Raw genomic sequence first — 21,154 nt, forward strand, 5'->3', positions numbered from 1 at the left:
TGCTCATGGCAGCAGCTCCACGGGAATCTCGAGGTATCGGGCGCGCAGCCATTCGCCGAGCCCCTTGGCCTGCGGGTCGAAGCGGGCCTGATAGGCGACGCCCTCCCCAAGCAGTCCCTCGACAATGAAGTTGAGCGCCCGCAGGTTCGGCAGCACGTGCCGGGTGACGGGCAGCTCGGCGGTCTCGGGCAGCAGGCGGCGCAGTTCGTCGACGGTGAGGGTGTGCACCAGCCAGCGCCACTGCTCCTCGGTGCGGACCCAAACGCCGATGTTCGCGTTACCGCCCTTGTCACCGGAGCGCGCGAGCGCGATTGTGCCCAGCGGCACCCGCTTGCTCGCACCCGCCGGAAGCGGTTGCGGCAGCGCCGGTTCGGCGACCGCGTCGAGTTCGAGGGTCTCCCCCGCCGGGGCGATCGCCACTTCGGAGCCGTCCGGCAGTACCGCGGTGTGCGGGACCTCCTTGGCGTCCACGTAGCCCGGCGTGAACACGCCGTAGGGGCCGCCGTTGCCGGGCGGGGAGGTCAGCGAAAAGCCGGGGAAGCTGGCCAGGGCCAACTCGACCGCGACACCGGAGAAATTGCGGCCCACCTTGTTCGGGTCCGGGTCGCGCACCACGCAGCGCAGCAAGGCGCTGGCCTGCTCCTCGGTGTCGGCGTCGGGGCGGTCCAGGCGGGCGAGGGTCCACTCCAGTTCGGCGGGCCGCACGGCCAGCCAGGATTCCAGCTGCCGTTGCGCCAGTGCGGCTTTGGCCTCGATATCGAGGCCGGTGAGGATGAACTCCATCTCGTTGCGGAAGCCGCCGATGGTGTTGGTGGAAACCTTCGTCTGCGGCGGCGGGGCCTCGCCGGTGACTCCGCTGATGAGCACCCGGTCCGGGCCGTCGGCGCTCACCCGGATGCTGTCGAGGCGGGTGGTGACGTCCGGCCCGGCGTACCGCGCGCCCTGAATCTCGTACATGAGCTGGGCTTTCACCGTGTCTACGGTGACCGCGCCGCCGGTGCCCTCGTGCTTGGTGATGACACTGCTGCCGTCGCGGCGCACCTCGGCGATCGGGAAGCCGGGGCGGCCCAGATCGGCGATCTCGGTGAAGAAGGCGAAGTTGCCGCCGGTGGCCTGGGTACTGCATTCGATCACATGCCCCGCCACCACCGCACCGGCCAGCGCGTCGTAATCGGTTCGGCCCCAGCCGAAGTGCGCGGCCGCCGGTCCGACGACCACCGACGCGTCGGTGACCCGGCCGGTCACCACAATGTCCGCGCCCGCGTTCAGACATTCGGCGATACCCCATGCGCCGAGATAGGCATTGGCGGTGAGCGGTGCGCCCAGCCCCAGTTCGCCCGCGCGTGCCAGCAGGTCGTCACCGGTCACATAGGCGACTTTCGGTGCGAGACCGAGGTTCTCGGCCACCTCGCGGATCCGCTGCGCGAGCCCGGCGGGATTCAGCCCGCCCGCGTTCGACACGATCTTCACGCCCGACTCGAGCGCGAGTCCGAGGCAGTCCTCCAATTGCTTCACAAAGGTCTTGGCGTAGCCGAGGTTCGGGTCCTTCATGCGATCCCGACCCAGGATCAGCATGGTGAGCTCGGCCAGATAGTCGCCGGTCAACACGTCGAGCTGCCCGCCCTCGAGCATCTCCCGCATGGCGCTCAGCCGATCGCCGTAGAACCCGGAACAATTGCCGATCCGGATGACATCCGGAGTGTCGGCGAGCTGACTCATGAAGGGCCTCCTGTGCACACCTGAGTCCGGCGCAGCTTCGGCGCTGCGGTCGGTTACAGGGTCACATCCGCCCCTGAAAAAATCAAGCCCGCGTGCTTGTTATTTGAAGGATCGCCCGGTCGGGACCGGTGACCGGAGTGGCGGCAACCTTCAGGCAGACTGAGCGCGTGTCCTCAGACGTCACCGCCATCGTCCTGCTCGCCCTCGCCGGATTTCTGCTCGGCGGGGCGTACTCGCTGTTCAAGACCTCGCGCCCGCTGGCCATCGGCCTGGGCGCCTGCGGCGTCCTCGCGGCAGTCGGAGCCATCCTCTGGATGACGCATTAACAACTCTCGAACTCTCAGGGGCTTCCCCTGAAACCCCTTACTCAGCCTCCAGGCGGAAGATGCGGAGGTCTTCGGGGACGCCGTTGAGCGGGGCGGCGAAGAAGCTACGGCGGTAAGGCTTTACGCCCAGGCCGAGTTCCTCGAGGGTCTCCGGCTTCAGTGCGTCGAGGGTGGCGCCCGAGATCATGGTGTTGCCGTTCCCGCCCGCCTCCATGACGCGGGCGGCGATATTGACGTCGATGCCGAGCCAGTCGCCGCCGATTTCGCGCGGGCTGCCGGTGTGCAGGCCCAGGCGCATCTGCGGGCGGTAGCCGTCCACGGAGACGGCCGAGAGATTCTCCTTGGCGGCGATGGCCGCGCGCACCGCCCGGTCCGCGGACGGGAACACGGCCATGACACCGTCGCCCATGCGCTTGACCACCTGGCCGCCGCGATCATTGATCGGCGGCTCGATGGCCTTGGCCACCCGCCGCAGCAGGTCCAGGGTGACCTCGTCGCCCGCGGCCAGCGACCAACTGGAGAAGGCCACCAGATCGGTGAACATGATGGTGATCTCCTGCGCCCCACGGCCCTTGCCGACCCGTTCCAGCATGGCCTGCCAGACCTGCAGCGCGCCCAGCCCCAATTCGCGTGCGGCGCTGGGGGAATCGCCGACCAGCTTGTCCGCGGCGCGGGCCACGGCGCGCACGCCGCCGGGACCGGACACCGAGAGCGGATCGCCGAAGGCCGGATCGCCGGGCAGGTTCTCGCGGGCCTTGCGGATGACGCCGATGAGATCGCCGCGCTGGTTGGCGGCATTGACGAGGGCCGAGAGCTGCCCCGGGAAGCGGCCGCGCCGACGCGGCTGGGCGTCGGATTCGTCGGCGTCCGCGGAGAGTTCGGCGGGGATCAGGGGGATGACCACGTCCGGGTCGATGCGGTTCTCCCGCGCCCGGTTGCCGCTCGCGTCGCGCGAGCGGTTGCGATCGGTTCCCAGTCCGTCCGTGCGGTTCGCGTCGGAGGCGCGTTCACCGCCGTCGGAGGGTCGTTCGCTCACGCCCAGAGCGTATCCCAGGGCTCCGTCGTGGGATGGATTAACAATTGCCACCTGACACCTCCCGATCGGTGCTAGCGGCCACAACGTTGGACCCGCCGATGTTTGAGTGTTTTGGTTGCTGAGGCGATGCTACAGACCGCTCAGTACGAGATCTAGAAGTTTCCGGCCGGAATCGAAAGTTTTCACACAGCCTTAGCCTGCCCCTCAGAAAAGACATCGGCCCGACACGGAAATCCGTATCGGGCCGATGTGCGCCGCCGGGCCGGGCAGTGGCCGACGGCTCCCCGGGCAGGGTCTCTATTCGGTATTCACGAGCTAGGCGTCGCGCTTGTTCACGACGAACAGCGCGGCACCGAAGACGATCGCCACGAAGACGGCGAAGTAGATCAGACCACCCCACGGTCCCCAGTGCCAGTACTGCGACTTCGCGTCCACGGTGCCCAGGAACAGGCCCGCGTTCTGGAACGGCAGCAGCACCTGGATCTCGCGGCCGATCCGGCCGAACGCGCCGACCATGGGTTCGATGATCACCGGCCACACGATCAGCAGCGACAACGCGCCCGCCGACTGCCGGATCAGCGTGCCCACACCCACGGCCAGGAACACCACCAGCAGGATGAACAGCGGCACGGCGTAGAAGACGCGCAGATCACCGCTGCTCAGGCTCAGGTGACTGCCCGCGTCGTGGTTGACCATCGCCTTGAAGATGAAGAATCCGAGGAAGGTCAGCACCGCGCTCAGCAACGCCATAGCAAACCCGATGACACCGGCCTTGGTGAGCAGGACCGCGGTCCGGTTCGGGCTGGCCAGAAAGGTCGTCTTGATGGTCCCGAAGCGGTATTCACTGGTCACCGCGAGCGCGGCCAAGATCATGACCATCAGGTAGCCGAAGCCCGGAATGCCCTGGGCCAGACCGGTGATGCCCAGGCCCGCCACCGAGTTTTCCGCGTAAGGGGCGTCGGCAGGGGTCATCTTGCCCTCGGCCAGCTGATCCTGGAAGACCCGCCAGGAGGCATTGAGGGCCAGGCTGAACAGGGCCGCGATGCCGAGCGCGAACACCACCAGCAGCGCCGTGCACCAGACCGGGGATTTGGTCGAGGTGAGCTTGATTCGTTCCGCCGCGAGCACTCCCATCAGAGCGCACCTCCCATAACCTGATCGAAGCCTTCGCCGTGGTACTGCACCGCGCCACCGGTCATGCGCATGAACGCCTCCTCGAGCGAGGCCCGCTGCGGTGAGAGCTCGTAGAGCGTGATGTCGTTGGCACCGGCCAGTTTTCCGACCGCGTCACTGGTGACACCGGCGACGACCAGGGCCGGACCGTCCGCCTCGGCCCCGTCCTCGCGGACGGTCATGCCATTGGAGGTGAGCAGGCTGCGCAGCTGATCCAGCTGCGGACTGCGCACGCGCACCGACTGTTCCGAGGCCTTCTCGATGAAATCCTTCGTGGTGGTGTCGGCGATGAGGCGGCCGCGGCCGATCACGATGAGATGCTCTGCGGTCTGGGCCATTTCGGAGAGCAGGTGGCTCGACACCAGCACGGTGCGGCCCTCACCCGCCAGCCGCTGCATGAAGCGGCGGATCCACAGGATGCCCTCGGGGTCCAGGCCGTTGACCGGCTCGTCGAACAGCAGCACCTGCGGATCGCCGAGCAGCGCCCCGGCCAGGCCGAGCCGCTGCGACATGCCCAGGGAGAAGCCGCCCGCGCTCTTGTTGGCCACCTCGGAGAGGCCGACCAGGCGCAGCACCTCCTCGACCCGGGCGGCCGGAATGTCATTGGAGGCCGCCATCCAGCGCAGATGCGAGCGCGCGGAACGGTTGGGGTGCACCCACTTCGCGTCGAGCAGGGCGCCGACCGTCTCCAGCGGCTTCTTCAACTCGTGGTAGGGCTGGCCGTTGATGAGGGCGGTGCCCGAGGTCGGGGTGTCGAGCCCCAGGATCATGCGCATGGTGGTCGACTTGCCCGCCCCATTGGGGCCGAGGAAGCCGGTCACCTGGCCGGGCGGGACCGTGAACGACAGGTCCGACACCGCGACGGTCTGGCCGTAGTGTTTGGTCAGGCCTCTCAGTTCGATCATGGGCACCAGTCTTCCCCACATTCGGAGCGCGCACTATCGCTAATTGGTCGCGCGTCGCTCATCCTCGAGGATGACTACGGCCGAGCCCGGACTCCGGGTTCAGAATCCGGGCCGACGGGTCAGAATCCGGGCCGACAGGTCAGAATCCAGGCGAGGAGGCCTGGGCCCAGAAGCGCTTGGGGATGCGTCCGGCCTGCCGGGCGAGCCAACCGGCCTCGACGGCGCGGGCCATGGCGGCGGCCATGAGGGCGGGCTGGCGGGCGCGGGTGACCGCGGTCGCCAACAGCACGGCCGAGCAGCCGAGTTCCATGGCCAGGGCGGCGTCGCTGGCGGTGCCGATGCCCGCGTCGAGAATGACCGGGACACCCGCGGCGGCCACGATCATCTCGATATTGTGCGGATTGCCGATGCCGAGGCCGGTGCCGATGGGCGAGCCCAACGGCATGACCGCGGCGCAGCCGATGTCCTCGAGCCGCTTGGCCAGCACCGGATCGTCATTGGTGTAGGGCAGCACGGTGAAACCGTCGTCCACCAATTGCTCTGCGGCGGCGACCAATTCGATGGCGTCGGGCAGCAGGGTGCGCTCGTCGGCGATGACTTCCAGCTTCACCCAATCGGTTTCGAGGGCCTCGCGGCCCAGCTGCGCGGTGAGCACGGCCTCGGCGGCGGTGCGACAGCCCGCGGTATTGGGCAGCGGGGCGATCTCGAGGCGCTTGAGCAGATCCAGCACGCCGGTGCCGCCCGCGGCGTCCACCCGGCGCATGGCCACGGTGGTCAGCTCGGTGCCGGAGGCGACCAGCGCCTCCTCCAGGACGGCCAGGTTCTCCGCGCCACCGGTGCCGGTAATGAGCCGCGAACCGAATTCGCGACCCGCGATGACCAGGGGCTCGACGAGACTAGCCACCCTGCACCGCCGTCAGCACCTCGATCTCCCAGCCGCGGCCGACCGGCTCGTCCCAGCGGGACTTGGGGAACACCGCGCCGTCGATGGCCAGGGCCACGCCCTGCGACGGCAGGTTCAGGCGCGCCAGCAGTTCACGCACGGTGAGCGTGTCGGGGAAGACGTGGTCCTGCCCGTTCACGGTCACGCCGACCGGGATTGTCATCGAACTCCTCCTGGGTAAAGCGGTGCGGCAACCGAAGATTGCCGCTGCGGGGCCGACGCGCCGGGCCCTTGCGCGAACCGGTGGGGATTCGCGGCCGCGGCCTCGGGCAGCTCGGTATCGGTGAGCAGGGCGAGGACGGCGTCGGCGGTGACGGGGGTATCGAGAATGCCATTGCGGCCGTGGCCCGCCGCCACCATCACGCGGTCGTCGAGATGGCCGATGAGCGGCAGATTGTCCGGCGAGCCGGGGCGGTGACCGGCGATGGCCTCGGCGAATTCGTATTCGCCCAGGCCCGGCAGCACGGATTCGGCGTCGGTGACCAGATCGCGCACGCCCGCCACGGTGACGGCGGTGTCGAAGCCGACCTCGTATTGCGTTGCGCCCAGCACGATTCCATCGTGGCGCGGCACGAGGTAGATCGGCCGCCCGTGCACCCGGGCGCGAATGACGCGCCGCGGCGGGGTCGGCGCGCTGGGGCGGCGGCGCAGGCGCAGGATCTCACCCTTCACCGGGCGAATCGGCAGGCCGGGCCACAGCTGCGCCGCGGCGGCCCCGGTCGCGAGCACGACGCGGTCGTGCGGCAGGTCGGCCAGGGACTCGACCCGTTCGGCGCGGAACTCGACTCCGGCTGCGCCGCAGGCGATTCGGAGCGCGTCGACCAGGGCGCGATTGTCCACGGCCGGTTCGGCGGTCGCGAGCAGTCCGGCGCGCACGGCGCGACCCAGATTCGGCTCGGCGGCGCGCACGCCCGCGCGGTCCAGGACGCGCAGTTCGTGGCCGCGGGCATTGACCCAGTCGGCGATGGTGCGCAGGTCCGCGGCATCGGCGGCATCGAGGGCGACGGTCAGGGTCTCGTCGGCGACGAAGACATCGGTACCGCTGACCGCCTTCAGTTCGGCGGCGAAGCCGGGCCAGCGGGTGAGGGAGGCGGCACCGAAGGCGAGGGCCTCGTCCTCGCCGGGCCAGCCTTCGGACAGCGGTGCGAGCATGCCGCCCGCCACCCAGGAGGATCCGGAGCCGACGGCCGGGTCGAAGAGGGTGACGGTAAAGCCCGCTCCGGCGGCCCGCCAGGCCGCCGACAGTCCGATCACACCGCCGCCGACGACGGCCAAAGTCCGCATTGGATCCACCTAACCCGCCCCGGCGCCGCCGGGACCTGCATATATACCTCTCGAAACCCAAAATTCACGGACACCGTCGCGCTGCGCGGCAGCGGGTGCGTCCCCATGGGTCGTTTCGACTCAACCACCGTAGCGCGACTACCGTCGTGGCTGTGCAACCCTCCCACCCGAACCGGCCGGTACCCCATCGGGAACGCTCCGTGATCTCCCCGCGGGAGCGACTCGCGACCGCACGGCTCTACCTGTGCACCGACGCCCGCCGGGACAAGGGCGATCTGGCGCAGTTCGCCGAGGCGGCCCTCGCGGGCGGTGTCGACATCATTCAGATCCGCGACAAGGGGTCGCGTGGGGAGAAACAGTTCGGACCGCTCGAGGCCAAGGCCGAACTGGGCGCCCTGGCCGAACTGAAGGCCGCGGCCCGCCGCCACGGCGCGCTGGTCGCCTGCAACGACCGCGCCGATATCGCGCTCGCCGCCGGAGTCGACGTGCTGCACCTGGGTCAGGGCGATCTGCCGCCCTGGTACGCGCGGCAGATCCTGGGCAGCGAGGTCGTGCTCGGCCGCTCCACCCACAATCGCGCGCAGGCCGGACTGGCCGCGATCGACGAGCACATCGACTACTTCTGCACCGGCCCGGTCTTCGCCACCCCGACCAAGCCCGGCCGCACCCCCGCGGGCATCGACCTGGTTCGCTCCACCGCCGATTCCCACACCCAGCGCCCGTGGTTCGCCATCGGCGGCATCGACGAGAAGACCCTGCCCGAGGTGCTGGACGCGGGCGCGACCCGAATCGTGGTGGTACGGGCCATTACCGAGGCCGACGATCCGGAGGCCGCGGCCCGCGCGATCAAGCAGCGGATTCTCGAGAACGACCGCTGATCAGGCGACCGGGTCCAGGCGGATGGGGACGCCGTTCAGGTTCGACATGCCCGCCAGGCGTTCCACATCGGCGAGATCGGTCGACATCAGGTCGTTGACGTTCGCGCCGCCCGCGGCGTTCGCGCGCTGCCAGCCGCCGCGGTGACCCCATCCGTGCGGGATGGCCACGGTGCCCTCGGTCATGTCCTCGGTCAGGCGGGCGGTGACCTCGATCCAGCCGTGGGCGGAGGTGACCCGGCAGCGGTCGCCGTCGGCAATGCCCGCCACGGCAGCGTCCTTGGGATTGATGCGGGCGGCGTGCTCGCGGTCGCCGCGCATCAACAACTCGACATTGTGCATCCACGAGTTGTGGGATTTGAGCTCGCGCAGGCCGATCACGCGCAGCGGGTAGGTGGGATCGGCGGGCCGATCGGCGAGGGTGCGCAGTTCGATGATGATCTCGTCGGGGTCCAGTCGGACGCGACCGCCCTTGTGCATCACCACGTCTCGTAGCACGCCGGTGGTGATGGCATCGGCCAGCACGACGCCGTGCGGGTGGCGGCGCAGCATGCGCAGGCTGATTCCCTTGCGGCGCAGGCCGAACAGATCGCCGTACGGGCCGGTGCGCAGGGCCAGATCCGCCAGCAGGGTCGGGGTGGGGCGCGCCGCGGCCAGGGCCGGTACGCGGCGGCGCACCGAACTCAGCAGGCGGCCCACCGGGCGGGCGGGCCCGATGGCGAAGGGCTGCACGCCGATTCGGGTCGCCAGCGCGTCGATGATCCGCCATTCCTCGCGGGCCTCGCCGTACGGCTCCACGACGCGCTCGGTGTACTGGGTGTACGGGGTCGGGGACAGCGCGGTGAACGGCAGCGGAATGTCGTCGCGCTCTAGGAAGGTGGTCGCCGGGAGGATGTAGTCGGCCAGCCGGTTGGTGTCGTTGACATAGATGTCGATGGAGACGTGCAGGTCGAGTTGCGCCATGGCGGAGGCCAATTCGCGGCCGTTGGGCACCGAGGACACCGGATTGCCCGCCGAGGTGAACAGGGCCCGCAGCTGGCCCGGCCCCGGGGTGGTGATCTCCTTGGCCATGATGGCGGCCGGGAAGGTGCCCAGCACATCCGGGAATCCGCCCACGCGCGAACGGTTCTTGCCGTACCCGACGAAACCGAGGCGGGCGTTCAGCTTGGAGACGGCCACCAGCTCCTTGCCGAAGACCGCACCGCCGGGCCGGTCCAGATTGCCGGTGACCACCGACAGCGCGTCGATGAGGAAGGCCACCAGGGTGGCGTGCCGACCCAGGCAGGTGCCGGTGCGGCCGTAGACGGCGGCGGCCCGCGCGCGGGCCAGATCGCGGGCCAGGGCGCGCACCCGCTCGGGCTCGAGTCCGGTCACCTCGGCGGTGGCCTCGGGTGTGAAACGGCTGACGGCGGCACGCAATTCGCGGACCCCGGAGGCCTGACGGCGCAGCGCCTCGGTGTCCTCGAGCCGCTCGTCGAAGATGACCTGCAGCAGCGACGCCAGCAGCCAGGCGTCACCGTCCGCGCGCACCCCGACATGCTCGAACAGCTTGGCGGTCTCGGTGTTTCGCGGGTCCACCACGACCACGCGGCCGCCGCGCTTGGTGATCGCGGTGAGCTTCTCGCGAATCCGCGGCACGCTCATCACACTGCCGTGCGAGATCAGCGGATTCGCGCCCAGCATGAGCAGGAAGTCGGTGCGGTCCAGATCGGGCACGGGCACCGAGGTGAGCGAGCCGTAGAGCAGCTGACTGGCCACGAAGCGGTTGTTCACATCCTGGGAGCCAGCCGAATACACGTGCTTCAGCCCGGCGGCCATCTGGAATCCCAGCATCCACAGGGTGTGTGAATACGAGAAGGAGGACGGATTCCCGAAATACCAGCCGAGGCTTTCGATTCCGTGCCGGTCGATGAGCCCGCGCAGCCGCTCGCCGATCTCGTCCAGCGCGGTATCCCAGGACACCCGTTCGAAGTCGCCCGCGGGTGTGCGCCGCAGGGGATACAGCACGCGGTCCGGATCGTTCTGGATCTCGGTGAACGCGATGCCCTTCGGGCAGGCGTTGCCGCGGGAGAGCGGATGCTCCTTGTCGGCGCGCAGTTGCACCAGCCGACCGTCCTCGACGGTGGCGATCAGCCCGCAGAGTGGCTCACAGATTCGGCAGTAGGTCGGAAGCTCGCGCGTGCTCACGCCTCAAGACAACACCTGATCCAGAGTGAGGAACAACACATTTCCGGCCAAATCGGTCTGTTTCGGGTCGGACCCGCCACCGATGCGGGCCGTGCGGCCGTCCCCGTCGCCATTGGCGTGCAGCCAGAGGAATCCGAGCTCGGCCAGATCCAGGGTGCGCGGCAACGCGGCCGCCACCGCCTCGGTCTCGGCGAACCCCTCCAGGCTGACGCGGGTGGGTGTGGCACGCAGGGTCGGCCAGGCGGCAGCGAAGCCCGGATGCAGCGGGCGGTCCTCGACCTCGTCCTCGGGGACCCAGACCAGATCCTGACTCTCCTTGTTGCCCCGGGTCTCCAGGCGATCGGCCGCATCGGCGACGACCGTGGTGTAGGTCCAGCCGCTGGGCGCGGTCGCGGTCACGCGGGAGCCGCGCACGCGAATCGAGCCGGGCGGGATGCCCGCCTCCTCCTCGGCCTCCCGGACGGCGGCGTGCACGGTGGTCTCGTGCGAGTCGCGGGCGCCGCCGGGCAGGGCCCAGGTACCGCCCTGATGGGTCCACGCGGCGCGGTGATGCAGCAGCACCGCGGAACCGCCGCCAATGAGCGGGGCGCGCAGCAACAGTCCGGCGGCGCCGTAACGACCCCACTGACGGGTGCCATCCGGACTCTCCGCCCAACCGTCGCCGTCACCGCGCATCGCCACAATCCCCTCGTCCGATCACGCCGCCGTGCGCGTTTCCCGCACGGCGGGGCACACCGCGGGGATTCCCGCGTCACGGCGGAGGTACGTCCACAATAAGCTCATCCGACGGGAACAAGTCGGTCGTTCGATTTCGGTGACTGGGAGGTGAGGATGGCTCGTACCGAGGAGTTGGCTATCGAGGAGCTGTCCCCTCGTGTGGCCGCCGCGGCCTGGCGAGAACGCTTCGCCACCACCGAACTGCGCTCGTTCGCCCGGTCCTCCCCCGCCAAACTGATCGCCGTCGGACTGATCCTGGTGAGCCTGTGCGTGACCGCGGGCATGGTGACCGCCACCGCGGTGACCAATCGGCAACACGCCCTCGACGTGCTGCTGAGCGAATCGGAACCGGACGCCTACTCGGCGCAACGGCTCTACACCTCGCTGTCGGTGGCCGACGCCTCGGCGGGCACCGCCTTCATTTCCGGTGGGCTGGAACCCAAACCGGTGCGCGACCGCTACAACCAGGCGGTCGGCGAGGCCGCCGCCGAACTGGTCACCCAGTCCAATCGCAGTGAGGGCGACGCGGATACGCATCTGCGCGCCGGGATCGCCACCGGGCTGCCGGTCTACACCGGCATCGTCGAGACCGCGCGGGCCAACAATCGCGGCGGGCAGCCGGTCGGCGCGGCCTACCTGAGCGAAGCCTCCAATCTCATGCAGACCACGCTGCTGCCGATGGCGCAGGAACTGCAGGAGCATCGGTCCGCGGCCATCACCGCCACCCAGCGCAATCACGTGCGGCCGCCGTGGCCCGCCATCCTGCTGCCGCTGCTGGCCGTCGCGGCCCTGATCATCGCGCAGCTGTTCCTGTTCCGACGCTGGCACCGGGTGTTGAATCTCGGTCTGCTGCTGGCCAGCGCGACCATGGTGGTGCTGCTGGCCTGGACGGTGGTGGCGGGCATCATCTCCGCCGTGGACACCACCCACGCCCGCGACGACGGCAGCGTGCCGACCGCCGCGCTCACCGAGAGCCGCATCCTGGCCCAGCAGGCGCGCACCGCCGAAACCCTGAAACTGGTGCGCCGCGACACCAGCGCCGACTACGACCGCACCTACGACCAGGCCATTGGAAAACTGCGAAACATCCTGTCCGGCTACGCCTCCGACGCGCCCGGCGCGAACGACGTGAAGACCGCCGCGGGCGCGCTGGACCGCTGGCGGGCCGCCCATCAGCGCATGAACGACGCGCTGTCCAAGGGCGACTTCCTCGGCGCGGCCGCCGTGGCCACCGGGCCGGGCGCGAACGAGGCCACCGCCCAGACCGACGCCCTCGACAAGGCCCTCGGCGACGGCATCGCCGAGACCCGGAACATGTTGCGCGCCGACACCTCGCACGCCGCCCGCACCCTGGACCTGCTCGGGCCGGGCGCGCTGGTGCTGAGCACCGCGGCCGCCGTGCTGGTCGCGGCGGGTCTGTGGCCACGGCTGCGGGAGTACCGATGATGCGAAGACCCGCCCGCTCCCTCGCGCTCGCGGCCCTGGCGCTGGCCGTGACGGTCACGGCGGCCTGCGCCGACAACACACCCCCGCCGCCCGCGCCGTCCACCCGGGTGCCGAGCTACATCGAACCGCCGCTGCCGTCGGGAGCCGTGGTGGCGCAGACCCAGACGGCCCCGCCGCCGGTCGCCCCCGACTGCGGGGACCCGACGGCCAGCCTGCGGCCCAATGGGATTCGCAGCGGCCCGAACATCGATGCCATTCGGGCCCGCGGCCGACTACTCGTGGGCCTGGACCCGGGCAGCAATCTGTTCAGCTTCCGCGATCCGACCACCGGCACCCTGGCCGGATTCGACGTGGACATCGCCAAGGAGCTGGCGCGGGATCTGCTCGGCGATCCGGCCGCGGTCGAATACCGGATCCTCAGCTCGGCCGACCGCGAGAAGGCCCTGGTGGAGCACACCGTGGACGTCGTGGTGAAGACCATGACCATCAATTGCCAACGGCGGCAGACGGTGACCTTCTCGACCTCGTATCTGCAGGCGCACCAGCGGGTGCTGACCGTGCGCGACTCCGGCATCGCCGGACTCACCGATCTGGCGGGGCGGCGGGTGTGCGTGGCCAGCGGCACCACCTCGCTCGACCTGATTCGGCGGCAGCAGCCCGCCGCCTCCATCCTCACCGTGCCCGGCTGGGCCGACTGCCTGGTGGTGCTGCAGCAGCGGCAGGTCGACGCGGTCAGCACCGACGACACCGTCTTGGCCGGTCTGGCCGAACAGGATCCGGCCACCGAGGTGGTCGGACCCAATCTGAGCACCGAGCAGTACGGCATCGGCATCTCCAAGGGCTCGGACGATCTGGTCCGCTTCGTCAACGGCACCCTGGAACGGATTCGCGCCGACGGCACGTGGAACCAGCTCTACCAGCGCTGGCTGGCGCCCGAGCTGGGCACCGCGGCCATCCCGCCCGCACCGAGGTATCAGGACTGATGACCACACCGTCCGAATCCGGGCCACCGCCCGAACCTCCCGAACCCGGCGGGGCCGAGGAGCACACCCGCGCGACCGCGCGCCCCGATGCCGACGGCATGGAAACGCGGGCGACCACCCGGGAGGAACTCACCGCGGAAGGTGAACCGGCGCAGCCGACTTCGGCGATGTCGCGGACCGAGATCACCGGGCCGCACTGGCCCGCGCGCACGGAGATCACGAATCGTCCCGGGACGGCCCCGGCGGCACCGTCGAACGAGGTGGCGGAACCGGCTGCGGCGCAGGGGCTTTCGGATCCTCAGGGCCAGGGGAAGTCGGATGCCGCGGGCGAGCCGCGTACACTGACTCGGCCGTCACAGCGGACCGCGCGCATGACGCGTCCACGTCCGGTGGTGCGGCGGCTCGGAGCCGGGTTGGTGCCGATTCCCGCGGTCGAACCGGTCGATCCGGAGGCGGCGGTGCTGGAGGATCCGGTGGTGGCCGAGGGCCGCCGGTTCTGTTGGCGCTGTGGGAAGCCCGTGGGGCGGGCCACGCCGACGCACCCGTCGACAACGGCCGGAACCTGCCAAACCTGCGGTGCGCCCTATGATTTCCGGCCCTCGCTGCATCCAGGCGATCGGGTGGCGGGGCAGTACGAGATCCAGGGCTGTATCGCACACGGCGGACTGGGCTGGATCTATCTGGCCATCGACCGGAATGTGAGCGACCGCTGGGTCGTGCTCAAGGGCCTCTTGCACGCCGGTGACGCCGAGGCGCAGGCTGTCGCCGTGGCCGAACGGCAGTTCCTGGCCGAGGTGGTGCATCCGAGCATCGTGAAGATCCACAATTTCGTGGAGCACGCGGGCCCGGACGGGACTCCCATCGGCTATATCGTCATGGAGTACGTGGGCGGGCATTCGCTGCGCGATCTGCTCGATCACTATGCGCCCGAACGCATGCCGGTCACCGAGGCCATCGCGTACCTGCTGGAAATCCTTCCGGCGCTGGACTACCTGCACTCGGTGGGGCTGGCCTACAACGATCTCAAACCCGACAACATCATGATCACCACCGATCGGGTGGAGCTCATCGACCTGGGTGCGGTCAGTCAGTTCGAGGCGTACGGAAACCTCTACGGCACCAGGGGATATCAGGCGCCGGAGATCGCGCACACCGGGCCCACCGTGGCCTCGGACATCTATACCGTGGGCCGCACGCTGGCCGTGCTCACCCTGCACATGCCGATGGAGCGCGGCGCGTACGTGGACGGCATTCCGGACCCCAAGGACGAGCCGATCCTGGCCCGGCACCAGTTCCTGTACCGGCTGCTGTTGCGCGCCACCCACCCGGACCCGGACCGCCGCTTCCCCTCGGCGCGGGTGCTGGGCACCCAGCTCACCGGGGTGCTGCGCGAGATCCTGGCCGTCGAGACCGGCACCGAGCATCCGCAGCTGTCCACCCTGTTCAGTCCGCCGCGCACCAGTTTCGGGACGGGCGAGCTGATCGCGCAGACCGACGGCATCATCGACGGCGTCGCCCGCGACACCCTGCTGCGGCCCGGCGATGTGGTGGCGGCGCTGCCGGTGCCGATCATCGATCCCGGCGACCCCTCCGCACCGCTGCTGGCCGGTGCCGCGCATCCCGAACCCCGCCACGCCCTCGACGAACTGCGGCACGCCCGCCAGCGCGCCACGGCCGAACCCGGCGGTGCGCCGGAGACCTTCGAACTCGAGGTGACCCTGGCCGAGGCCCGCGCCCACCTGGATCTCCAGGAGCCCGCGGCCGCGCGCATGCTGCTGGCCCGGCTCGCCGACGAGCCGCTGCCGCCCGCCCCGGATTGGCGCATCGACTGGTATCTGGGCCTGACCGAGCTGCTGGAACTGGAATACGAGCGCGCCTTCGCCCGCTTCGACGCCGTGCTGGAGGCACTGCCCGGCGAGATCGGACCGAAGCTGGCGCTGGCCGCCACCGCGGAACTCATTCTCCAGCACTGGGATTCACCCGATCCGGAGGAGTGGCGGGTCTACGCCGAGAGCTACTACGCCACCGTGTGGCGCACCGACCGGGGCGTGGTGAGCGCCGCGTTCGGGCTGGCCCGCCAGCTGGCCGCGGCCGGGAACATCACCGCGGCCGTGCACGCGCTGGATCAGGTGCCGCCCGCCTCTCGGCATTACTCCGAGGCGCGAATGACCGCCATTCTGATGCTGCTGACCTGTGCTCCCGCGGCGGAATTGGATGAATCGACGCTGCACGTGGCGGCCGCGCGCGTGCAGGACCTGCCGCCCGGCGAGGGGCGCGCGGCGCAGCTGCGCATCCTCACCCTGGGCATCGCGCTGGGCTGGGTGCAGGCCGGGAGACGCCCGAAGTCGCCCGCCGCCAAGCTGTTCGGGTCGCCGTTCACCGAACGGGATCTGCGCCGCGGCATCGAAACGGGCCTGCGCGGCCTGGCGCGCTCCGCACCCGCCCGCACGCATCGCTACGCCCTCGTGGACCTGGCCAACGCGGTGCGCGCCAAGTCCTGGTTCTGAGCCTCGCGCTGGACCGGAGAGAGCCCGTGCCGCCTGCGGCGATCTCGGGGGCAGCCGTGAGATCACGGGATCGGCGAGGGATATGTTCGATCCCTACCGCAGTTGTGCGTGGTGCGACACGGGTTCCGGTGGACCGGGGAAGAACCGGGCCCGTCGACCACGATGCCAGGCGCATCGTGATGTTTTCATGAAGCCGCTTTTGGGGCGTGAAAGGGGTTTCAGGGGAAGCCCCTGAGAGCCCGAGAGTTGCTTCCTCAGGCGACCAGGTCGGCCGCGGCGCGGGCGATGGCGAGCTCCTCGTTGGTCGGCACGACCAGTACCGAGATCGCGGAGTCGTCGGTCGAAATGCGGCGGGCCGAGCGGTCTTTCGCGGTATTGCGGGCCGCGTCGAGCTTGATGCCGTAGTTCTCCAGCCCGGCCAGCGCCTCGGCGCGGACGTGCGCGTCGTTCTCGCCCACACCTGCGGTGAAGGTGATGGCGTCCACGGTGCCGAGGTCGATCAGGTACGCGCCGATGTAGCGGCGCAGGCGGTGGATGTAGACGTCGAAGGCCAATTTCGCGGTGGTGTGGCCGGTTTCGATGAGCTGGCCCAGTTCGCGGAAGTCGTTGACACCGGAGATGCCCTTGATGCCGGAGTGCCGGTTGAGCAGGTTGTCCACATCGTCCACACCCATGCCCGCGGTGCGGATCAGGTGGAAGATGATGCCCGGGTCCAGATCACCGGAGCGGGTGCCCATGACCAGCCCCTCGAGCGGGGTCAGGCCCATGGTGGTGTCGACGGCCCGCCCGGCGCGAATGGCCGAGGCCGACGCGCCATTGCCCAGGTGCAGCACGATCTGATTGAGCTCGGAACGGTCCTTGCCCAGGAACGCCGCGACCTGCCGGGAGACGTAGTCGTGCGAGGTGCCGTGGAAGCCGTACTTGCGAATGCCGTGCGCGGCAGCGATTTCCGCGTCGATGGCGTAGGTCTTGGCGGCGGCGGGCAGCTCGTGGAAGAACGCGGTGTCGAACACCGCGACCTGCGGCACGTCCGGCAGCAGCGCCCGCGCCGACTCGATGCCGGTGACATTCGGCGGATTGTGCAGGGGGGCCAGCGACGACAGGTCGATGATCGCCTTGGCCACGTCGTCGTCGATCAGGGTCGGCCGGTAGAAGACCTCGCCGCCGTGCACCACCCGGTGCCCGACCGCGCCCAGGTCGGCGTGCGCCAGATCCTGGCCGCTCGCGCCGAACAGGTCGAACACCACCCGCAGGCCCGCCGCGTGATCGGCGACCGGTCCCCGATGCTCGAAAGTCTCACCGCCACACTTGTGTTCGACGGTGACGACATCGCTCTCGACGTCCTCGCCGATGCGCTGCACCGTCCCGGAGGCCACCACATCGGCCGACTCCGGTTCCAGCAGTTGATATTTGATGGACGAGGAACCGGAATTGATCACCAGTACCTTCATTGCGCCTCCTGTTGGGCCTGAATGGCGGTGATGGCGACGGTGTTCACGATGTCGGCGACGAGCGCGCCGCGCGAGAGGTCGTTGACCGGCTTGCGCAGGCCCTGGAGCACGGGGCCGATGGCCACCGCTCCGGCGCTGCGCTGCACCGCTTTGTAGGTGTTGTTTCCCGTATTGAGGTCCGGGAAGATGAAGACCGTCGCCTGACCCGCCACCTCGGAATTGGGCAACTTGGTCTTGGCCACCGTGGGTTCGATGGCGGCGTCGTACTGAATCGGGCCCTCCACCAACAGCTGTGGGGCACGCTCGTGCACCAGCTTGGTGGCGGTGCGAACCTTGTCCACGTCCGCGCCGGAACCCGATTCACCGGTCGAGTACGAAAGCATGGCCACGCGCGGGTCGATGCCGAACTGGGCGGCGGTGCGCGCGGAGGAGACCGCGATATCGGCCAGCTGCTCCGAGGTCGGGTCCGGCACCACGGCGCAGTCGCCGTACACCAGCACGCGATCGGCGAGACACATGAGGAAGACCGACGACACCGTGGACACGCCCGGCGTGGTCTTGATGATCTCGAACGACGGCCGGATGGTGTGCGCGGTGGTGTGCGCCGCGCCCGACACCATGCCGTCGGCGACCCCCATGTGCACCATCATGGTGCCGAAATACGAGATGTCGCTCATGAATTCGCGGGCCCGCTCCACCGTCATGCCCTTGTGGGCGCGCAGGCGGGCGTACTCCTCGGCGAATTCGTCGCGCAGCGGGCAGGTCTTGGGGTCGAGCACCTCGGCGGCGTCGATGTCCACGCCCAGTTCGGCGGCGCGGCCGCGAATGGCGGCCTCCTCGCCGAGAATGGTGAGGTCGGCGATCTTGCGCTGCAGTACGCGACCGGCGGCCCGCAGAATGCGGTCGTCGTCGCCCTCGGGCAGCACGATGCGCTTGCGATCGTTGCGGGCGCGCTCGATGAGCTGGTACTCGAACATCTGCGGGGTGACGACGTTCGGAATCGGAACGTCGATCTGCCGCAGCAGTTCTCGCGGATCGACGCGCTCCTCCATGACGGCCAGCGCGGTGTCGACCTTGCGAATGCTGGACAGCGAGACGCGGCCGCGGGTGAGGGCGGTGGCCTTGGCGGTCTCGAAGGTGCCGAGGTCGGTGGACAGAATCGGGAGCTTGGGCCGCAGGCCCGCCATGAGCCGCGCGATGGAGGGCTCGGGCAGCATGCCGCCGTTCATGATGATGCCCGCCAGCGACGGGAAGCCTTCCGCCTCATGGGCGTTCACCAGGGCGAGCAATACATCGGAGCGGTCGCCGGGGGTGATGACGGCGACGCCGTCGGTCAGTCGCTCCAGAATGTGCTCGGCGGTCATGCCGCCGACGATCACCTCGAGGGCCTCGCGCTGCATGAGTTCCGGGTCGCCGCTGTACAGTTCGCCGCCGATGGCCTCGCGCAGCTCCTCCATGGTGGGTGCCTGCAGCAGCGGCACCTCCGGCAGCGCCCAGGACGGCACCGCCGCAACCTTTTTCAGGATGGCGTCGTCGGCCTCGAGCTGAGCGGGCTCACAGCGGTTGGCGACCACGGCCACCAGCTTGGCGTGCTCGGACACCAGCTCGCCGCGGCACAGCTCCACCAGCTGCCCCAATTCCTCGGGGGTGCGGCCGATTCCGCGCACCACGAGCAGGACGGGCGCGCCGAGGTTCACGGCGATGCGGGCGTTGTAGCGCAGTTCGCTGGGGCTGGCGACATCGGTGTAGTCGGAGCCGATGATGAGCACGGCGTCGCACTGCTTGGCGACGGCGTGATAGCGCATGACGATCTCGCTGATCGCCGCGTCCGGGTCCTCGTGCACCTGCTCGTAGGTGACGCCGATGGCCTGGTCGTAGTCGACATCGGAGGTGGAGTGCTCGAGCAGCAGCTCGAGGATGTAGTCGCGTCCGGTCGCGGACCGGGTGATGGGTCGGAACACGCCGACGCGCGGGGTGGTCGCGGCGAGGGCTTGCAGGACGCCGAGCGCCACCGTCGACTTGCCGGTGTCGCCCTCGGGGGACGCGATGTACACACTGGAAACCGGTGTGGCAGCCATGAGCAGAAGACTACCGACCGTTATGGGCCGATTTCCGCTGCTGCCTGGCAACACGACAATCGACGCAACTGATGCACGGTTGCTATTAGTTCGTCAAGGCCCGTCCGAGCTGGGGTTTCCACGACTGTCCATGCGCGAGGTCGTCCGCGCGAGACAGCAATCACATGACATATGTCCCGGTCCAGCACCAGTTTTCAGCCAACGCGCGGCACATCGGGACCGGACTTCACAAGGGATGTCCGTCCCGATGTACCGCTAGCTGAGGTGTGACGCGGGTCCCGCCAGAGCCAGTTAGACGCGGAGCGTCAGAGGGCGCGCAGGCGCGGGGCCAGGTCGCGCTGGAACAGGTCCAGGAAGCGCTTCTGGTCGTGACCCGGCGCGTGGAAGACGAGGTGGTTCAGGCCCGCGTCCAGGTACGGCTTGATCTGCTCGACCGCCTGGTCGGGATCGCTGGCCACGATCCAGCGCTTGGCGATCTGCTCGATCGGCAGCGCGTCGGCCGCGGCCTCCATCTCGATCGGGTCGGTGATGGAATGCTTCTGCTCGGCGGTCAGCGACAGTGGAGCCCAGAAACGGGTGTTCTCCAGCGCCAGAACGGGATCGGTGTCGTAGGAGATCTTGATCTCGATCATCCGGTCGATGTCGTCGAGGGTGCGCCCGACCTTGGCCGCGCCCTCCTCGACGGCGGGCATGAGCTTCTCGGTGTAGAGGTCCATGCCCTTGCCCGAGGTGCAGATGAAACCGTCACCGGCGCGACCGGCGTAGCGGGCCACCAGCGGACCGCCCGCGGCGATGTAGACCGGGATGCCGCCCTTGGGCACGTCGTAGATCGACGCCCCGACGGTCTTGTAGTACTGGCCGTCGAAGTCGGTGCGCTCACCCGTCCACAGGGCGCGCATCAGATCCACCGACTCGCGCAGCCGCGCGAAACGCTCCTTGAACTCGGGCCATTCGCCGGTGTGGCCGGTGGCGATCTCGTTGAGCGCCTCGCCGGAACCGACACCGAGCATGATGCGGCCGGGGTACAGGCAGCCCATGGTGGCGAAGGCCTGCGCGACGACCGCCGGGTTGTAGCGGAAGGTGGGGGTCAGCACCGAGGTGCCGAGTTGAATGCGGCTGGTGCGCTCGCCCACCGCGGCCAGGAAGGCCAGCGAGAACGGGGCGTGGCCGCCATTGTGCCGCCAGGGCTGGAAATGGTCGGAGACGGTCGCGGAATCGAGGCCGTGCGCCTCCGCCTCCACCGCCAGCTCCACCAGTTCGCGCGGGCCGAACTGTTCCGCGGACGCCTTGTAACCGAGCTTGAGGTCCTTCACCTGGGCACTCCTGTCGCCTTGCTGCGCTTGGATTGTGCGGGCCAACCTCCCGCCGGTCGCCTGCGACGCGCGCGCCGCAAACGGACTTACCTCGCACCCTAGTCAGCGGCGAAAGACGGTGCGGCAGGGGTCACACCCAAGACGTCGAACCCCGGGTCGGGGAACGGTACTCCAGGGATGAGACCGGTCGGACGGTCAGCAAGAGCAGGAA

At 69.3% G+C, this 21,154-nt stretch carries 17 protein-coding genes; 5 read left to right on the plus strand and 12 right to left on the minus strand.

Annotated features, from left to right (window positions below):
* Nucleotides 1-3 precede the first annotated feature (3 nt).
* A complete protein-coding gene (locus VMT40_RS38025) occupies nucleotides 4-1,719 on the minus strand; it encodes an acyclic terpene utilization AtuA family protein (RefSeq protein WP_326364518.1) in 1,716 nt (571 codons plus the stop codon).
* A gap of 167 nt (nucleotides 1,720-1,886) precedes the next feature.
* Between VMT40_RS38025 and VMT40_RS38030 the strand changes: the two genes are divergently transcribed.
* Nucleotides 1,887-2,045, plus strand: coding sequence for a hypothetical protein (locus VMT40_RS38030; protein ID WP_326364519.1), 159 nt, complete (start codon nucleotides 1,887-1,889; stop codon nucleotides 2,043-2,045).
* A 37-nt stretch (nucleotides 2,046-2,082) separates the two neighbouring features.
* Here VMT40_RS38030 and VMT40_RS38035 read toward each other — a convergent pair whose 3' ends face one another.
* From VMT40_RS38035 to thiO, 6 genes are all read right to left on the minus strand, one after another.
* Nucleotides 2,083-2,943: an adenylate/guanylate cyclase domain-containing protein gene (locus VMT40_RS38035; RefSeq protein ID WP_326364607.1), complete on the minus strand. Its 861-nt coding sequence runs from the start codon at nucleotides 2,941-2,943 to the stop codon at nucleotides 2,083-2,085.
* A gap of 453 nt (nucleotides 2,944-3,396) precedes the next feature.
* The gene (locus VMT40_RS38040; protein WP_326364520.1) at nucleotides 3,397-4,215 is read right to left on the minus strand and encodes an ABC transporter permease; all 819 of its coding nucleotides are present in this window, start codon (nucleotides 4,213-4,215) and stop codon (nucleotides 3,397-3,399) included.
* The gene (locus VMT40_RS38045; protein WP_326313298.1) at nucleotides 4,215-5,159 is read right to left on the minus strand and encodes an ABC transporter ATP-binding protein; all 945 of its coding nucleotides are present in this window, start codon (nucleotides 5,157-5,159) and stop codon (nucleotides 4,215-4,217) included. The genes VMT40_RS38040 and VMT40_RS38045 overlap by 1 nt, the downstream gene beginning before the upstream one ends.
* Before the next feature lie 139 nt (nucleotides 5,160-5,298).
* Complete coding sequence (locus VMT40_RS38050) at nucleotides 5,299-6,063, minus strand: thiazole synthase (protein WP_326313297.1); 765 nt, start codon at nucleotides 6,061-6,063, stop codon at nucleotides 5,299-5,301.
* The gene (gene thiS, locus VMT40_RS38055) at nucleotides 6,056-6,265 is read right to left on the minus strand and encodes a sulfur carrier protein ThiS (RefSeq protein WP_326364521.1); all 210 of its coding nucleotides are present in this window, start codon (nucleotides 6,263-6,265) and stop codon (nucleotides 6,056-6,058) included. The genes VMT40_RS38050 and thiS overlap by 8 nt, the downstream gene beginning before the upstream one ends.
* A complete protein-coding gene (gene thiO / locus VMT40_RS38060) occupies nucleotides 6,262-7,386 on the minus strand; it encodes a glycine oxidase ThiO (RefSeq protein WP_326364522.1) in 1,125 nt (374 codons plus the stop codon). Before thiO ends, thiS begins: the two co-directional genes overlap by 4 nt.
* A gap of 152 nt (nucleotides 7,387-7,538) precedes the next feature.
* Here thiO and thiE point away from each other — a divergent pair, with 152 nt between their 5' ends.
* Nucleotides 7,539-8,264 carry a thiamine phosphate synthase gene (thiE, locus tag VMT40_RS38065; RefSeq protein WP_442790129.1) on the plus strand — a complete coding sequence of 242 codons (726 nt, stop codon included), beginning with the start codon at nucleotides 7,539-7,541 and terminating at the stop codon, nucleotides 8,262-8,264.
* On the opposite strand, the gene VMT40_RS38070 is transcribed toward thiE, so the two are convergent.
* Nucleotides 8,265-10,448: a molybdopterin-containing oxidoreductase family protein gene (locus VMT40_RS38070; protein ID WP_326364524.1), complete on the minus strand. Its 2,184-nt coding sequence runs from the start codon at nucleotides 10,446-10,448 to the stop codon at nucleotides 8,265-8,267.
* Nucleotides 10,449-10,451: 3 nt separating this feature from the next.
* Nucleotides 10,452-11,123, minus strand: a complete 672-nt coding sequence (locus VMT40_RS38075; protein WP_326364525.1) for an NUDIX domain-containing protein — start codon at nucleotides 11,121-11,123, stop codon at nucleotides 10,452-10,454.
* Nucleotides 11,124-11,279: 156 nt separating this feature from the next.
* Here VMT40_RS38075 and VMT40_RS38080 point away from each other — a divergent pair, with 156 nt between their 5' ends.
* The 3 genes from VMT40_RS38080 (at nucleotide 11,280) to VMT40_RS38090 (ending at nucleotide 16,101) form a co-directional block, all read left to right on the plus strand.
* Nucleotides 11,280-12,611: a hypothetical protein gene (locus tag VMT40_RS38080; protein WP_326364526.1), complete on the plus strand. Its 1,332-nt coding sequence runs from the start codon at nucleotides 11,280-11,282 to the stop codon at nucleotides 12,609-12,611.
* Nucleotides 12,611-13,594, plus strand: a complete 984-nt coding sequence (locus VMT40_RS38085) for a glutamate ABC transporter substrate-binding protein (protein ID WP_326364608.1) — start codon at nucleotides 12,611-12,613, stop codon at nucleotides 13,592-13,594. Before VMT40_RS38080 ends, VMT40_RS38085 begins: the two co-directional genes overlap by 1 nt.
* A 167-nt stretch (nucleotides 13,595-13,761) precedes the next feature.
* A complete protein-coding gene (locus tag VMT40_RS38090) occupies nucleotides 13,762-16,101 on the plus strand; it encodes a serine/threonine-protein kinase PknG (RefSeq protein ID WP_442790132.1) in 2,340 nt (779 codons plus the stop codon).
* Between the two features lie 254 nt (nucleotides 16,102-16,355).
* Here the strand turns inward: VMT40_RS38090 and VMT40_RS38095 are convergent, their stop codons facing one another.
* The 3 genes from VMT40_RS38095 to fgd all read right to left on the minus strand — a co-directional run bounded on the left by VMT40_RS38095 (nucleotide 16,356) and on the right by fgd (nucleotide 20,943).
* A complete protein-coding gene (locus tag VMT40_RS38095; protein ID WP_326364528.1) occupies nucleotides 16,356-17,552 on the minus strand; it encodes an acetate kinase in 1,197 nt (398 codons plus the stop codon).
* A complete protein-coding gene (pta, locus tag VMT40_RS38100; RefSeq protein ID WP_326364529.1) occupies nucleotides 17,549-19,630 on the minus strand; it encodes a phosphate acetyltransferase in 2,082 nt (693 codons plus the stop codon). The genes VMT40_RS38095 and pta overlap by 4 nt, the downstream gene beginning before the upstream one ends.
* 305 nt (nucleotides 19,631-19,935) lie before the next feature.
* Nucleotides 19,936-20,943: a glucose-6-phosphate dehydrogenase (coenzyme-F420) gene (gene fgd, locus VMT40_RS38105; protein WP_326364530.1), complete on the minus strand. Its 1,008-nt coding sequence runs from the start codon at nucleotides 20,941-20,943 to the stop codon at nucleotides 19,936-19,938.
* Nucleotides 20,944-21,154 lie beyond the last annotated feature (211 nt).

The sequence above is a fragment of the Nocardia sp. CDC160 genome (assembly GCF_035818795.1).
Taxonomy (GTDB): domain Bacteria; phylum Actinomycetota; class Actinomycetes; order Mycobacteriales; family Mycobacteriaceae; genus Nocardia.